The sequence below is a fragment of the Streptococcus sp. HMSC076C09 genome (assembly GCF_001837905.1).
Lineage (GTDB): Bacteria > Bacillota > Bacilli > Lactobacillales > Streptococcaceae > Streptococcus > Streptococcus parasanguinis_I.
The window spans coordinates 169,694-185,052 of the sequence record NZ_KV834640.1; the positions used below are offsets into that span (position 1 = coordinate 169,694).

14 protein-coding genes are annotated in these 15,359 nt (G+C 42.4%); 3 read left to right on the top strand and 11 right to left on the bottom strand.

The window, feature by feature from the left end; all coding sequences use genetic code 11:
• Positions 1-133: 133 nt before the first annotated feature.
• From HMPREF2704_RS04670 to HMPREF2704_RS04695, 6 genes are all read right to left on the bottom strand, one after another.
• Positions 134-829 (bottom strand): gamma-glutamyl-gamma-aminobutyrate hydrolase family protein, encoded by a 696-nt coding sequence (locus HMPREF2704_RS04670; RefSeq protein ID WP_129824477.1) that lies wholly within the window; start codon positions 827-829, stop codon positions 134-136.
• 336 nt (positions 830-1,165) lie between these two features.
• A complete protein-coding gene (locus tag HMPREF2704_RS04675; protein WP_070845826.1) occupies positions 1,166-1,789 on the bottom strand; it encodes an endonuclease III domain-containing protein in 624 nt (207 codons plus the stop codon).
• The gene (locus tag HMPREF2704_RS04680) at positions 1,786-3,306 is read right to left on the bottom strand and encodes an ABC transporter permease/substrate-binding protein (protein ID WP_070845828.1); all 1,521 of its coding nucleotides are present in this window, start codon (positions 3,304-3,306) and stop codon (positions 1,786-1,788) included. The genes HMPREF2704_RS04675 and HMPREF2704_RS04680 overlap by 4 nt, the downstream gene beginning before the upstream one ends.
• On the bottom strand, positions 3,299-4,027 hold the full coding sequence (locus tag HMPREF2704_RS04685) for an ATP-binding cassette domain-containing protein (RefSeq protein ID WP_070845830.1): 729 nt from the start codon (positions 4,025-4,027) through the stop codon (positions 3,299-3,301). Before HMPREF2704_RS04685 ends, HMPREF2704_RS04680 begins: the two co-directional genes overlap by 8 nt.
• A complete protein-coding gene (locus HMPREF2704_RS04690; protein ID WP_070845904.1) occupies positions 4,020-4,874 on the bottom strand; it encodes an SDR family oxidoreductase in 855 nt (284 codons plus the stop codon). Before HMPREF2704_RS04690 ends, HMPREF2704_RS04685 begins: the two co-directional genes overlap by 8 nt.
• 17 nt (positions 4,875-4,891) lie before the next feature.
• Entirely contained in the window at positions 4,892-5,341 is a 450-nt protein-coding gene (locus tag HMPREF2704_RS04695; protein WP_003013716.1) for a MarR family winged helix-turn-helix transcriptional regulator, read from the bottom strand.
• A 290-nt stretch (positions 5,342-5,631) separates the two neighbouring features.
• Between HMPREF2704_RS04695 and cbiM the strand changes: the two genes are divergently transcribed.
• Genes cbiM through HMPREF2704_RS04710 form a run of 3 tightly spaced genes read left to right on the top strand, consistent with a single transcriptional unit; the run spans position 5,632 to position 8,134 of the window.
• Positions 5,632-6,615: a cobalt transporter CbiM gene (gene cbiM / locus HMPREF2704_RS04700; RefSeq protein ID WP_021154344.1), complete on the top strand. Its 984-nt coding sequence runs from the start codon at positions 5,632-5,634 to the stop codon at positions 6,613-6,615.
• Positions 6,608-7,396, top strand: coding sequence for an energy-coupling factor transporter transmembrane component T (locus tag HMPREF2704_RS04705; RefSeq protein ID WP_049522963.1), 789 nt, complete (start codon positions 6,608-6,610; stop codon positions 7,394-7,396). Before cbiM ends, HMPREF2704_RS04705 begins: the two co-directional genes overlap by 8 nt.
• A 12-nt stretch (positions 7,397-7,408) precedes the next feature.
• Positions 7,409-8,134: an energy-coupling factor ABC transporter ATP-binding protein gene (locus tag HMPREF2704_RS04710; protein ID WP_049474416.1), complete on the top strand. Its 726-nt coding sequence runs from the start codon at positions 7,409-7,411 to the stop codon at positions 8,132-8,134.
• Between the two features lie 53 nt (positions 8,135-8,187).
• Here HMPREF2704_RS04710 and HMPREF2704_RS04715 read toward each other — a convergent pair whose 3' ends face one another.
• The 5 genes from HMPREF2704_RS04715 to HMPREF2704_RS04735 all read right to left on the bottom strand — a co-directional run bounded on the left by HMPREF2704_RS04715 (position 8,188) and on the right by HMPREF2704_RS04735 (position 15,270).
• On the bottom strand, positions 8,188-8,601 hold the full coding sequence (locus tag HMPREF2704_RS04715) for a YjdF family protein (protein ID WP_070845832.1): 414 nt from the start codon (positions 8,599-8,601) through the stop codon (positions 8,188-8,190).
• 139 nt (positions 8,602-8,740) lie between these two features.
• Positions 8,741-9,973, bottom strand: a complete 1,233-nt coding sequence (locus tag HMPREF2704_RS11395) for an acyl-CoA thioesterase/BAAT N-terminal domain-containing protein (protein ID WP_061591275.1) — start codon at positions 9,971-9,973, stop codon at positions 8,741-8,743.
• A gap of 57 nt (positions 9,974-10,030) precedes the next feature.
• Complete coding sequence (locus tag HMPREF2704_RS04725; RefSeq protein ID WP_070845834.1) at positions 10,031-10,486, bottom strand: MarR family transcriptional regulator; 456 nt, start codon at positions 10,484-10,486, stop codon at positions 10,031-10,033.
• 182 nt (positions 10,487-10,668) lie between these two features.
• Positions 10,669-13,170, bottom strand: coding sequence for a leucine--tRNA ligase (gene leuS, locus HMPREF2704_RS04730; protein WP_070845836.1), 2,502 nt, complete (start codon positions 13,168-13,170; stop codon positions 10,669-10,671).
• Positions 13,171-13,293: 123 nt separating this feature from the next.
• Positions 13,294-15,270: a peptide ABC transporter substrate-binding protein gene (locus HMPREF2704_RS04735; protein ID WP_070845838.1), complete on the bottom strand. Its 1,977-nt coding sequence runs from the start codon at positions 15,268-15,270 to the stop codon at positions 13,294-13,296.
• Positions 15,271-15,359: the final 89 nt, after the last annotated feature.

Consider the following 15,359-nt stretch of genomic DNA (forward strand, 5'->3'; position numbering starts at 1 on the left):
TCCTAATCCTCCTCATTCTACTAGCTCTATTGTAGCGCATCCTCCTCCAAAACCTAGTCACAATTTACAGTCTTTCTTACGCAGATTAAAGAAAAAGCCCCTTAGGAAAAATTCCTAAGGAAGCTGGTCCTCTTTACAATTGAGTCACGACATATTCAAAGAGCTTGCGATCTGCTGGGCTCTTGTCAAAACGCAATTCCGGATGCCACTGAACGCCGAGGAAACGACTCTCATCTGTGGATTGAACGGCTTCTATGATGTCATCTTTAGGATCCCGCGCGATCACTTCTAAACCATCTGCCAAGTCTTTAATACTTTGATGATGGAAAGAATTGATGCGACTGGTCTTACCATAGATCTCTTGCAGGATCGTCTGATCCTTGGTCACCAACTCTTGGCTGGTGTACTGACCTGGATTGTCCTGCCAGTGGTGTTCAATGTCTTGATACAGAGTTCCCCCTAGAGCGACATTATAGAGCTGGGTCCCACGGCAGACGGTAAAGATCGCTTTTTTAGCCGCACGCGCTTCTTCAATCAAGGCCAACTCAAAGAGATCGCGTTTCAAGAGGTAGTCATCACTGTCGATGGTGATTTCTTCTCCGTAAAACTTGGGCAAGACATTTTGTCCACCGGTAATGATGAGCTTATCAATCATCGATATGTAGTCTTTGGCTAAGGCTGCATCTCCAATTGGCAAGATCAAGGGAATCCCTCCTGCCTCTTTGACCGCTTCGACAAAACCAGTCGCCGCATAACTCATATTCGCGTCTGGATCATCCGGGAAGGGTCTTTCATTTCCTGTAATTCCAATTACTGGTCGTTTTTTCATACTTTTTCCATATACTTTCATTCATTTTCAAGGCTTATTGTAACATAATTTTAAGCCAGACTCAATGGAGTTTTTTTTGAAGAGAAGGTCTCCCCTTCTAACCCAAAAGCTTGCTGAAAGCATTTTAGGGGTTAAAAAGGGCAGCCAAAGTGATGATAGAGAGTGTAGAAGTGACTATTCTCTACTGTATTCATCACTTTTTCATATGCATGAGATCGATTTTCTAAATGACTTATTGACCAATTCTATTTTACTAAGGCTATCGAAACCATGCAAAAAGCAACGGCAAATCCGTTGCTTTTGTGGAGTCAGGGAACGACTGTCCCGGGCTCTTTTTTATCGTAACCAACTTTCGTCTAACTGGCCTTTACTTTTGCGAAAAGCTTTCCCATGTTCATCAATGACAGCATGGATCTCCTGGCATTGTTTGAGAGCGAGCCCTTCCAAGACGTTACCATAAACAGCATGCATGTCATTATAGGTATCATAGTTTCCAAATCCTAAGCGTCGAAAAAGTCTTCTCGCATATTCATCCGAAATAAAAACTGGACAATCAAAAAGATAAAGTAAAAGTGCATCTGCAGTCTCTGGTCCAATCCCTTTTAACTCCAACAGTTGCTTCCGTAAATCTTCTGTTCCAATCTTGGACAGAACCTCAAAACCACCAACTTCTCTTAACCATATCAGAAGTCCCCTAATCGTTTGAGATTTTTGCTTAAAAAATCCGGCAGGCCGAATACGTTCCTGTAACTCTTCTAGCGGTAAAGCCAGGATCCTCTCTACTGTCATGACATCCATCAAACCAGCTAAAGCCAACTTAGCATTCTTCTCTGTTGTCCGTTGGATCAAAATAGTCGATACCAGATCTTCCAGTTTGTTCTCCGATTGCCACCAATTTTGTTCTCCATAGTGCTCACAGAGTCGCAAAAGAGTCTCTTGTATTTCCTCTTGCTGCATCATTTCTTCAATAATCCCTGTTTGACCAAAAAGTCACGCGCTACTTTGGCAGCAGGTTTTCCTTCTACTCCCACTTGGTAGTTCATTTGACTCATTTGGCTCTCTGTGATTTTACCAGATAACTTATTAAGAATACCTTCCAATTCTGGATGTTTCTTAAGAAGAGCTTCTTTCATGAGGGGTGCTCCTTGGTAAGGTGGGAAGAGGTGTTGGTCATCCTCTAGAACAACTAGATCATATTGAGCAATTTCTGGGTCTGTTGAATAGGCATCTGTTATTTGGATATTGCCTTGTTGGATTGCCTCATAGCGAAGGGCCGGCTCCATGGTAGCTACATTAAAATTTAGTCCATAAACTGATTGAAGCCCTTTGTTTCCGTCCTCACGGTCGTTAAATTCCAACGTGAAACCAGCTTTAAGCTTGTCCTGAACTTTCTTGAGATCAGAAATCGTCTTCAGATTATACTCTTTTGCAATCTTTTTCGGAACAGCAATCGCATAGGTGTTTTGATAAGCCATGGGTTTGAGCAAGACGAGATTGTCTTGTTTCCTTATACCATCACGCGCAACCTCGAAAACTTCTTTGGAGTCGTTGCTGACTTTAGGAGCTGGTTGCAAAAGAGAACTTGTAATGGTCCCTGTAAATTCTGGATAGATATCGATATCACCCTTTTTAAGCGCTTGATAAAGGAAATCTGTCTTCCCAAAGTTAGGCTTAACCGTCACTGTCATGTCACTATTTTCCTCAATGAGAAGTTTGTACATATTCATGAGAATTTCAGGCTCAGGCCCCAATTTCCCAGCTACGACTAGATTTTCTTTTTCTTTCTGAGGAATCATGCTTGGAGCGTAACTCGCTCCCAAACCAAGGAGCATCACCGCAAAGGCCGCAACAATCGTACGCAACTTTGCCTTTTCCAACCATTTGAGAATAACATTAAATAGAATGGCCAAAATGGCTGATGAGATTGCGCCGATTAAAATGAGACTAGCATTTCGACGATCAATCCCCAAAAGGATAAAGGAACCCAATCCTCCAGCTCCAACAAGAGCGGCTAAAGTCGCTGTCCCAATGATCATAACGGTTGCTGTACGAACCCCCGATACAATGACAGGCATGGCCAGTGGAATTTCAAACTTCTTGAGTCGCTCCCACTTGGTCATTCCAAAAGCAATCCCTGCCTCCTCAAGACTAGGATCAATGCCGTTCAAGGCTGTGATTGTATTTTCCAAAATCGGGAAAATCGCATAAATGACTAGAGCTGTAAGGGCCGGTAAGGTTCCAATCCCCATGAAAGGAATGAAGAGACCCAACAGAGCCATTGAGGGAATGGTCTGGAAGATACCCGCAACTTGTAGTACCCAGTTCGCCGCTTTTTTGTGGCTATTTAGATAAACCGCCAGCGGAATCGTCAGAAAAATAGCAACCAATAAGGTCAAAAGAGACAATTGTAAGTGTTGTCCAAGGGCTGTAAGCCAGTCCGCAAAACGTTCTTGAAAAGTTGTAAATAGTTTAGACATGGTGAGCACCTCCAAACAAATCTGCGACAAAGTCTGTCGCAGGCGCTTGTAAAATTGTTTCAGGGTCTGCTACCTGACGAATTTCTCCATCCTGCAAAACTGCAATTCGATCCCCTAATTTTAAGGCCTCGTCCGTATCATGGGTTACGAAGATGGTCGTCATGCCGAATTCTTTATGTAAATCTTTTGTAAGAGCCTGCAACTGCTTGCGAGAGATGGCATCCAAGGCTGAAAAAGGCTCGTCCATCAATAGAATTTTTGGTTCTCCAATGATAGCGCGCACAATGCCAATCCGCTGTTGCTCCCCACCAGATAATTCACTAGGCATGCGATTTGCATACTCTGTAGCAGGGAGCCCCACCTTATCCAAGAGTTCTTCTGTCTTAGAAGTGATTTGTTCTTTAGTCCAGCCCTTCATCTCAGGAATCAATGCTATATTTTCAGCAACGGTCAAGTTAGGAAATAAGGCAATGGCTTGAAGGACATAGCCGGTACTGAGACGTAACTCCCGTTCATCATAGTCCTTGATACGTTTCCCATCCATATAGATATTGCCATCTGTCGGCTCCAAAAGACGGTTAATCATCTTGATCATGGTGGTCTTACCAGATCCTGAAGGACCCACTAGCACCATGAATTCTCCATTTTCAATGCGGAGATTGACATCTTTCAAAATGTCCTTTTCCGTGTAGCGCAAGGCTACATGTTTGTATTCAATCATATTTTTCCTCAATAAGTTTTCTGTCTCTAAGAATATCCAATAAGCTACTTGCTGGATGCCCTAGGACTTTTTCGACATCTGCTGAAACTCCAGCTTGTTCTCCAGCTTTAATCGCTGTATAGGTACTGACCCAGGCATCATACTCCCAAGTTTGTGCTGGCCATTTTTTCCGTGACTCATAGGCTTCTTCTACTGATTCATCCACATACGCGATGGTCTTACCGGTCTCTTTTGAGAGAAGCGCTACGATTTCTTCCATGGAAAGATCCTCTGGCCCTGTCAGATTCAAGGTTTGATTTTCCCACTCCTTAGGATTTAAAAGAATTTCTGCTGCAACCCTAGATGTGTCCTTACGGGCAACAGCTGACACCTGCCCACTGCCAGCCGGACCACGAATCTCTCCATTTTCAAGCGCCATATCAATCAAGAAGTCCAAGTAAAAATTATCTCTCAAAAAAGTGTAGGTGAATCCTAACTCCTTGATATAGGCTTCCGTCTGGGCATGATCTCGAGACAAGGTAAAAGTTGCCTTCTCATCTGCTCCGTAAAAGGAGGTATAAACGATATGCTGCACCCCCGCAAGCTTGGCGGCATTTAAAAAACTCGTGTGTTCCTCAACACGCTCTGGATTTTCCCGAGCAGAGACCATCAATAAGACATCGATACCCTTTAAGGCCTCAACCACCTCTGGAGTATTGGCATACACCATCTTACGAATTTCCGCTGACGCGTAGACTGTTGCCCGCTCTGGGCTTCTTGCCAGATGGATAGAAGCAATTCCCTGCTGATCGACAAGATCAGCCACATAAGAGCCTAATTTCCCTGTTACACCTGTTATTCCAATCATAAGCATTTTCCCCTCTACTACAGTTCACTCTCTTTAGCTTTTAGATTTGTGATAATACGCTCTTGATAGGCTTCAAATTCTCGGATTTCTTGATCCGAAAAGCCTTGGTAAAAAATCTCTCCAAGTTCTTTGCTGACACGGTCACCGATTTCTTTTTGCGCCCAACCAAGGTCTGTCAAAGAAATATATTTTTTCCTTTTATCCTGCGTGCAAGGTTGAATCGTAACCAAACCTTGTTCTTCCAATTTCTTAACCATACTGGTTAATGTATTATTAGCTAGACCCGTCGCAAGAGCGATATCGGTCGCAGTAGCGCACCCCAACTCTTGCTTCCACAAAATCGTTAAAATTTTCCCCTGTTCACTTCGGTATTGGGCATCTGGTTCCTTGCTCAAGAGTTTTTGAAAAAGTCGCCCGTTCAATAAGCGTATCTGTAAAGCTTGGTATCCCCCTTGCATCTTGTCCATTTTGTCTCCTTTTTATTTCTATATCAAAATATCAAAGTCATTGTACCACTGCCTGTTACATCTGTCAACTATTTCGATATGGAACCAATAATTTTATCCAAATTCACCTTAAAAAAGCCTTTCTAGCCCTTCAAACTAGTTTTTTCTTCTTCTTTCTACTAATTTCTTTTAGCAAGATAGCCCTCTTTCTAGCATGTGTAACAAATGTTGGACTCGTTTTGTAACGACACCTGATTTTATAATGTGGTAATCTGTTAACGAAAATAATTCATACTAACGGAGAATTTGTTATGCATATACCAGATAATTACCTTAGTCCTGCAAGTTGTGCGGTTTTAGCGGTTGCTGCTGCACCTGTTATTGTCTTATCTGTCAAAAAAGTCAAGGTGCAATTAAAAGAAAATAAAGAGCTGGCTCCGATGCTTGGGATCGCTGCTTCTTTGTCCTTCTTATTAATGATGTTTAATGTTCCTGTCCCTGGCGGAACGACCGCTCACGCTGTCGGAGGAACCCTTCTTGCCATTCTCATAGGTCCCTATGCAGCCTCTCTGGCGCTGACAGTCGCCTTACTGCTACAGGCCTTCTTATTTGGGGATGGAGGTATTCTCGCTCTTGGGGCCAATATTTTCAACATGGCCATTGTGATGCCTTTCGTTGGTTATGCTATTTATAGCTTGTTCCGCAAGCACCATCAGGAAACGCTTGGCGTCATTGTCGGCTCTTATCTTTCGATCAATGCTGCAGCCTTCTTAGCTGGTGTTGAATTGGGCTTGCAACCACTCATCGCTTCAGAAGCTGGTCAGCCGCTCTATAACCCTTATGGATTGAGTATTACCGTACCTGCCATGTTGGGAGCTCACCTCCTTGTAGCAGGTTGGGTCGAAGCCTTCTTCACCTTTGTGATTTACCGTTTTGTCAAACAAGTCGCTCCTACAGAGTTGTACACACCAAGTTCAGTCAATACAACTTCATTCGTTAAAAAAATTCGCTGGGTGCTCCTTGCTTTGATCGTCCTCAGCCCACTTGGACTTCTCGCAGATGGGACAGCCTTTGGTGAATGGTCTGCTGAAGAATTGGGTAGCCTGCTTCATGGCAAAGTTCCAACAGGGATCAAAAATGGATTCTCATTTGATGCCTTGTTTAGTGATTACACCATTCCTGGAACTAAAATTGCGATCGGCTATATTCTCTCAGCCGTGACAGCCGTCCTTATCTTCTATATCATCAGTAAAATCATTCGATCAATGAACGGAGAAAAAACTTCTCATGCGTAAACTCCCTGACTGGCTTCATCAAGAGCAAGCAACTCTTGAAGCATCCAAAAGCCATCACTATTTACAAATGAATCTTCAAACATTGCGCCACTTTCTTGGCAAAATGAAACAAACGACGCCCGCATTCAAGGCCAAAACTTCGTCTTGGATGCGACTCGTTTCCTTTTTAATTCTAGCCATTCTCATTACGACTGCCCACCATCCCATCCAACTGTGGTTGATTGGTATCCTTTTGTTAATGCACATTGCCATGCTTCCTGGAGAGGTCCTACTCCACCTCTTTAAGGTCCTGTTCAAGGTGCTGCTGATTTCCACAATTGTGATTTTGCCTAGCATCTTATTTCAAGGATTTCAAAATGGAGGGCTTTTTTTGCTACGTGCAGGTATGATTGTCCTCAATATTTCTCTCTTTTTAGCCACTACCACAAGCATCCAACTGGTTGAGGCCCTAAGGCAGCTACATGTCCCCAAGACCTTTGTCCAGACCATTGATATTACGCTGAAATATAGTTATATTTTGGGAAAACACCTTCACCAACAAATTGAGTGCGTCCAACTCCGGACCGTTGGTCAAAAAGTGAACCTCCATCTCTTTGGCTCTCTTCTGGGTCTCTTGTATCTATCAACGAAGAACCATACCAAAGAGGTCTACGAGGCCATGTTGCTGAGAGGATATGGTATGGATACAAAGCGCAAAGAAGCCTTCCACTGGAAGAAGGAAGACGTCTTTTTCCTATTGGAATTGGCGGTTCTCACGACCTTCACGACCTTACTTGGCTAGAAAGGAAGCCCTATGATTACCATTCAGGATGGAAATTACCACTATACCGAAGAAACTGGTGTCCACGATATTCAACTCCAGATTCAAAAAGGGGAAACCGTGGGCTTGATGGGCCCAAACGGAGCTGGAAAATCGACCCTCTTTAAAATTCTGGTTGGGCTCTTGCCCCTCTCGTCTGGTCAGTACCACTTCAAGGATTGGACCATTGACAAAGACTTCTTGAAAGATCCCCATCGTGCTGGGCAACTCTTCCAGCAGGTTGGACTCATTTTTCAAAACAGCGATACCCAATTGTTCAATACAAGCGTCTATGATGAACTGGCTTTTGGCCCACGTCAATTAGGCTTAGACGAGTCCGAAGTCGAACAACGCGTTAAGGATACGCTCGGTCTTCTAGAGATTGAACACCTAAGAGATCGCATTCCCTACCATCTTTCTGGTGGCGAAAAGAAGCTAGTCGCTATCGCCAGTGTCCTCACCATGAATCCTAGTCTCTTGCTATTTGACGAGCCCTTTAACGGTCTCTCCCCCAAATACCAGAAGCTGATTGTCGCCTTGTTGCAAGAACTCAAAACAGCAGGAAAAACGATTGTTATTTCCTCCCACCATTTCGAGCAAATCGCTCCGATTGTGGAACGGGTTCTGCTCTTTTCTGAAGAGCACACTATTACAGGAAGCTACAATCGAGCTGATTGGGAAAATCATCCAGATATTCAACAATCGTTTTCAACATGTTAAAAAGCCTCGGTAGGGTTCTTCCTACGAAGCTTTTTTGATGAGAGAGATAAGGGTTAATGTCCTTTACGCTTCTCCCTTCGTTTTTGCTGTTTGCGTTCAAATTTCTCTTGTTTGAGCAATTGTTTTTGGACACTAGATAGATGTTTTGAAATCTTTTTCCTTTCCTCATACTGCAACTGCAATAGTTCTTTCGACTTGGAAGAAACTTTCTGCTTTACTTGTTTCTTCACAGCTCGCTGTAATCGTTTAGGATTCTTGATTTTTACATGCTGCTTAACTGTAGCTTCTGGACTAAAAGATAATTGAGTAAACTGAGTCTGTAAGATCTCTAGAATTTCATCATCTTTTGGCTCCTGACCAAATGTCACACGACAAACTTGATAAGTTTCTCGATACACTTGTTCGAACAAACCATGCCAAAATCCATCTTCAAAATAAACTGTCAATCCAATTGAAATTGTTTCCACGACAGCACCTCCTTAAATCTATCCCTAAGAATGGACAACCGGAGGAAGGTTACTGATAGGCTTGCCTACGTCTGGACTACCAACCAGAACTGTGTTTTTATCTTAGTTGGAACTATTATAGCATATTTATAATCTTATGTTATTGCTTCTTCAAATGCCTATCAAAAAAATGAATCGTAGCCAACCAAGAATCCTCACTCTCTTTCATCAATAAACGCCAATCTTTTCGATAGCGATGATTGGGTTGATAAGCCACTGTCAACATGTGACCTATTTCATGGTATTTTTTAAATGTAATGTGGTGGCCTTTATAATGTGAGACAATATTGGCTATTGCTGACGAGGCATCCCATATTTCATCAACAGTACTTCCGAGCAATAAGATTGGCGAAGAGAGTCTACTAATGTCTATCCTAGCAGAGCGATCTTTAGGGATAGGTTTTCTAAAAAGTTTGCTAAACAGATAATCTCTCAGTCGAAACTTTTGATAGGTAAGTTCCTTTTGCAAATACGTCCAAGAAGAAGTATGGGAGTTCCATTTCCCTTTTATCCCTTCATACACCACATCAGAGGGTGAATTTAGTACCAAACATTGAACGTCATTAAAAATGTTCTCCTCAGCTAAAACTAACTCTGCTCCCTTAGAACGTCCATAGATTCCAATTCTTTCACTATCTACTTGATGATGCTGACGTAGATAATCCTTTGCTTCCACAAGGCACTCTAAAGGAATACGTTCCAAATGTTTTGGCAACCCCTCTAAACCAAAGTAGGCAACTGCTAGGCAAATATAACCTCTAGAAGATAGAAGCTGAGCTATATTCTGTGCCTTTTCAATCCTTCCTTCACTACCGCTCACAATAATCAATGCTGGTGCTTTTATTGCCTTTTGATCATAAAAGAGTCTCCCTTGAAAATGTTTCCCATAAATATCTTGATGACTAATTTGCAAACTCATGTAATGTCTTGTGAAAGTTCTCTCTGCGACGACAGTATTACCTTGTATAATTTTGATTTCCACAAAAAAGTGATCTAATAAGGGAATTTTAGAAAGAGAGTTTGGAAGTTTCTTTTTCCTATTGGTCAAGGGCTTAGCATTAAAGAATAACCCCATTGTTGCAATATCTTCATAAGAGCCAGAACAAGATGGAGTTTGTGAAATATCAATAATACCATTCTTATCTGATACAAAAGTCGCTGTTGATTTCCATAAAACATTATGAGCTAAAAGCATAGGAGCATTGATACAATAATAATCAGTTAGGTACATCTCGACTCGATATGTTTCTCTTGGTTTTAAGCCATTGATGACAATATTAAAAGATTCGTCTGCTAACTCAGACTCTGAGATCAGTTCAATTTGTATATTCATATCTTCCTCTTTTTTGTTAATGTGATTAACAATGTAGTTTTAAAATTACCGTGATTTTTACCACGGTAATTCTCGCCATACCTGTTCAACATCATCCATCAGTTTCATAACTATTTGAAGGTCCTCATCACTATAGTTTCTTAAAACTGAAAAAATGGCTTTTTCAATATGTTCTTGCTGCTCTTTATGGATGTTAAAAACTTCAACCCCTTTTTTGGATAATATCAGATATTTATTTTTTTCATTATCCTGTACAAATTCAAAAGTAACGAGGTCTTTCTTGGTTAAACGTCTAACACTCTGAGTAATAGCGCTCCTTGATACTTCAAGTAACTCAGATAATTTCACTAGATTCACAGGCTGATTCCGACCTATTAGATCAATCAAATGGACTTCATTAATAGTGATTGATTTATCAATACTATTCCTATGCTGATCCTTTTTCAACCGTTCAAAGTCTAAAATAAAGCTGTTAAAACGATTATTAAACTTATGCAGTTCTTTCTTATTCATAGCTTCCTTCTTTTTGTTAATGATATTAACAAAATATCGTTTTCTTGTCAAGAAGAGTCAAAAATCCTCCAGAACTTAGCTCTGAAGGACTTTTAAATTTATTTCGTTACGATATTTACAAGCTTGGTTGGCTCAAACAGTTTGGGAAACTGTTTGAGGTTGGAAATCAGCAAATAAATTGGTTATTTTACAACAATATTAACCAATTTATTTGGTACCGCAATCACTTTCACAATTTCTTTGCCATCAATCTCTGCTTTGACTTTGTCGTCAGCCAGAGCGACTTCTTGCAATTCTTCGCGTGAAAGGTCTTTTGCGACCATGAGTTTGGCACGGACTTTACCTTTGATTTGAACGACGATTTCGATTTCGTCTTCAACCAATTTACTTTCGTCCCATGTTGGCCAAGCCACATAAGAGATAGACTCGCCTGTTGCTGTGACTGTTTGCCAGAGTTCTTCTGCCAAGTGAGGCGCAAATGGAGCGATCAATTGGATAAAGCCTTTGGCGTAGTCTACATAAAGTTTATCTTCCTTGTTAGCCGCATTGACAAAGACCATGAGCTGAGCAATGGCTGTGTTGAATTTCATAGACTCAATTTGCTCAGTGACAGCCTTAACAGTTTCGTTGTAAACCTTGTCTAGAGCGCCATTGTTTTCCGCAACGATTTCTTTGGTAGTGATCAAACGGTACACACGGTCGAGGAACTTACGGCTTCCTTCCAGACCTTCTTCAGACCAAGCAATAGAAGCATCGAGTGGTCCCATGAACATTTCATAGACACGAAGGGTATCGGCACCGTATTGTTCCACCACATCGTCTGGGTTGACCACATTCTTGAGGGATTTAGACATCTTAGCTGGTGCTTGCTCCAACTCTTCCCCTGTTTCCACATGGAAGAAGGAACCGTCACGTTTTTCAACCTTGTCAGTTGCCACAAGCGCGCCACGGTGGTCACGATAGCTTGTTCCCAAGATCATTCCTTGGTTAAAGAGTTTTTGGAATGGCTCCTTAGTTGGAACGACACCTAAATCATAGAGGAACTTGTGCCAGAAACGAGCGTAAAGCAAGTGAAGCACGGCATGTTCTGCACCACCTACGTAGATATCGACTGGCAACCATTGTTTGAGGAGGTCCTCATCAGCCAATTTCTCTGTGTTGTGTGGATCGATATAGCGGAGGTAGTACCAACTTGAACCGGCCCATTGTGGCATCGTATTGGTTTCACGACGACCTTTGACGCCATCTTCACGAGTCACTTCCAGCCAGTCGGTCAAGTTAGCTAGTGGGCTTTCCCCAGTACCTGAAGGGCGGATGTCCTTAGTTACTGGCAAGACAAGTGGGAGGTCACTTTCTGGAACAGCTGTTGAAGTGCCGTCTTCCCAATGAATGATTGGGATTGGTTCACCCCAGTAACGTTGACGGCTAAAGAGCCAGTCACGGAGACGGTAGGTAACTTTCTCTTGACCATAGCCTTTTTCTTCCAACCAAGCCACGATTTTAGCAATCGCTTCTTCTTTATTGAGGCCGTTCAAGAAATCTGAGTTGACGTGAAGTCCATCTTCTGTGTAAGCAGCTTCAGCTACATTTCCACCTTCCAGCACTTCTACGATTGGAAGGCCAAACTGTTTGGCAAATTCCCAGTCACGTTGGTCATGGGCAGGCACAGCCATAACAGCACCTGTTCCGTAACTAGAAAGAACATAGTCGGCAATCCAGATTGAAATTTCTTTGCCGTTTACAGGGTTGATAGCATAAGCACCAGTCCAAACCCCTGTTTTTTCCTTGGCAAGGTCAGTACGAGCTAAGTCTGATTTAAGGCTAGCTTGGTGTTTGTAGTCAGCCACAGCTTGAGCCTGCTCTGGGCTTGTAATAGCGTCAACCAAGTCATGCTCAGGAGCTAAGACAGTGAAGGTCGCCCCGAAAAGGGTATCTGGACGAGTTGTAAAGACGGTGAATTCCTTGTCTGTTCCTTTTACTTTGAAGGTGACATTGGCACCAGTTGATTTCCCGATCCAGTTGCGCTGCATGTCCTTGATAGACTCTGGCCAGTCAAGGTCATCCAAGTCAGCCAACAAGCGTTCCGCATAGGCAGTGATTTTAAGCATCCATTGGCGCATTGGTTTACGAACAACTGGATAGCCACCACGCTCAGATGTTCCATCTGGAAGAACTTCTTCGTTGGCGATAGCTGTTCCTAGTTCCTCAACCCAGTTTACTGGCACTTCCGCTTCATAGGCCAAACCTTTTTCGTAAAGCTTGGTGAAGATCCATTGCGTCCACTTGTAGTAGTTTGGATCTGTCGTATTGACTTCACGGTCCCAGTCGTAAGAGAAGCCAAGCGCATTGATTTGACGTTTGAAGTTGGCAATGTTTTCTGCTGTGAATTCCGCTGGGTCATTCCCTGTATCCATAGCGTATTGCTCAGCAGGCAAACCAAAAGCATCCCATCCCATTGGGTGAAGGACGTTGTAACCTTGGGCGCGTTTGAAACGGCTAAGGATATCAGTCGCTGTGTAGCCTTCTGGGTGTCCTACGTGAAGACCCGCTCCAGAAGGGTAAGGGAACATGTCCAATGCATAAAACTTAGGTTTTGAAGCGTCTGTTCCTGTCTTAAAAGTGTGATGGTCAGCCCAGTATTTTTGCCACTTAGGCTCGATTTCTTTATGATTGTAAAAACTCATAGCGTCTCTCCAATTTTCGTGATGCTCCTATTATACCATTTTTAGGCGATTTTTAAAGGTTCAGACAAAGAAAAAGACAGGTCCCATACGGGACCTGTCTTTCCTGTTTTCTTCAAGAAAAGTCTATTTCACATGCTTTTCAAGTTCTTCTTGCGCTTTTTTATTGGATTTTTCTTTTTCTTTCTTCCATTGATCACGCGCTTTGTCGTAGTCTTTCGCCGATACGACCTTGTCTTGAACTTCTAAATATTTATAGTTGAAGGATTGACCCTTGTGGCCTGTCCAAGCAAAGGCTGCAGAGTATGGTACAGTTTTACGAACGACTGGAGAAGCTCCATCTGAATGGATCGGAATCAAGAGGGCACTATCGGTCAACCAAGCTTGAGCGGCAGCATATTTTTCGTAACGCTTGTTCACATCTTTGGTTTCATTGTGCGCATCTTCGATCAATTGATCATATTCATCAAAACCAGCTGCTTTTGCGGCTGCATTATCCGTACCAGCATCGAATCCAAAGTAAGAATTGGCGTTTTCGCCGGATTTACCACTAGTGATGTCGATGTAAGAAGATGGGTCCGTATAGTCTGGTCCCCAACCCAAGTTATTGTTCAAATCCCAGTCTTGTTGCGAAGCACTTTCAGCAAAGTAGGTAACCCGTTGCAGATCATCCTCAGAAATCATATTCAAATCAATGACAATATTTTCTGCTCCCAATGTAGACTCAACTGATTGTTTAAAGGATTGGGCCTGTTTAATTCCTTCCGTATAAGTAGAAGAAGTTGGAAGGTCCAAATGAATTGGGAATTCAACTCCTTGAGCCTGCAAGTCTGCCTTGGCTTTGGCAAACTCTTCTTTGGCCTTGTTTGGATTGTAGAGGGTGTCTTTTCCATCTGCGACAGAGACCCCTTTCCATTCATCCCCATAAGCTTCCAAGTCTTTTTCTACTGCATCACCAAATTGTTTGCCATCGATTTGGACAAAGTTTGGTGGCGTAAAGGTATTACGGATAACCTTATTGGCACCCGCTTCCCCGTTAGTTTGCGCTACATAAGCCTTGCGGTTGAAGGCAAACATAATGGCTTGACGGAAGTCTTTATTTAAGATTGCTTTCTTAGTTGAAGTCTTTTGAGCATCAGTAGTCTTCTTTGTGATTTCATAAGCCTGACGGTCAATATTGAAGGAAAGATTATAGGTTGAGGAACCTTGGTCAGTAAAGACGATATCGTCCTTATGCTTCTTCTCTACACTCTTAAAGTTGGAACCATTTGGGAAAACACGGGCAACTGTATAGTCGCCGTTATCAAACCCACGAATCAAGGATTCTGAGTCTTGTCCATCATAATAGGTCAGCTTCACTTTACTGATCTTAACATTATCTGCATCCCAGTATGTTGGGTTCTTTTCCAATATCGCAGAAGATTTAGAAGTGATGGACTTGATCAAATAAGGACCGCAGTAGAGGATACTAGATGGAGAAGTTCCTTGACCATAGTCATCTCCTTTAGATTTCAGGAATTCTTCATTGACTGGCATCAAGATCCCCATCGTAGTCTTAGAATTCCAGAAACTTTCTGGTTGGCTCAAGGTATATTGAACGGTATAATCATCAATAGCCTTTACTCCAACAGTTGAGAAATCAGATGTTTTCCCTGATACATAATCATCCAAGCCTTTGACAGATTTTTGGACCAAGTAAATCGCTTGTGATTTCTTGTCTGCCGCGTGTTTGAGACCTGTGACAAAGTCTTTGGCCTTGACTTCTCCATATTCTTCCCCTTCAGAAGTCATCCATTTGACCCCTTTACGGAGTTTATAAGTATAGGTCAAGCCATCCTTGGAAACAGTCCAGTCTTTAGCAAGCGATGGGATCAAGTTCCCGTACTTGTCCACTTCCAACAAGCCATCTATCGCATTTCCTGTAAACTCGGAAGTCGATTTTTTATTCGAAATCGAGTAGTCTAAGGTATCCGGATCCTGGGTATAGACATAGCTATAGGTCTGACCACCAGAGCTAGTAGATTTCCCTCCTGAGCAGGCTGCCAGTACACCAGCTGATAAAAGCAGAGCGCTGGTCGCTAAGAGTACCTTCCCTTTGTTCATATAAATCACCTCATTGTAAAAAATGTTATACTCAATTTAAATTATAGCACTTTCTAGGGAAATGTAAACGCTTTTACTGCGAAATTATT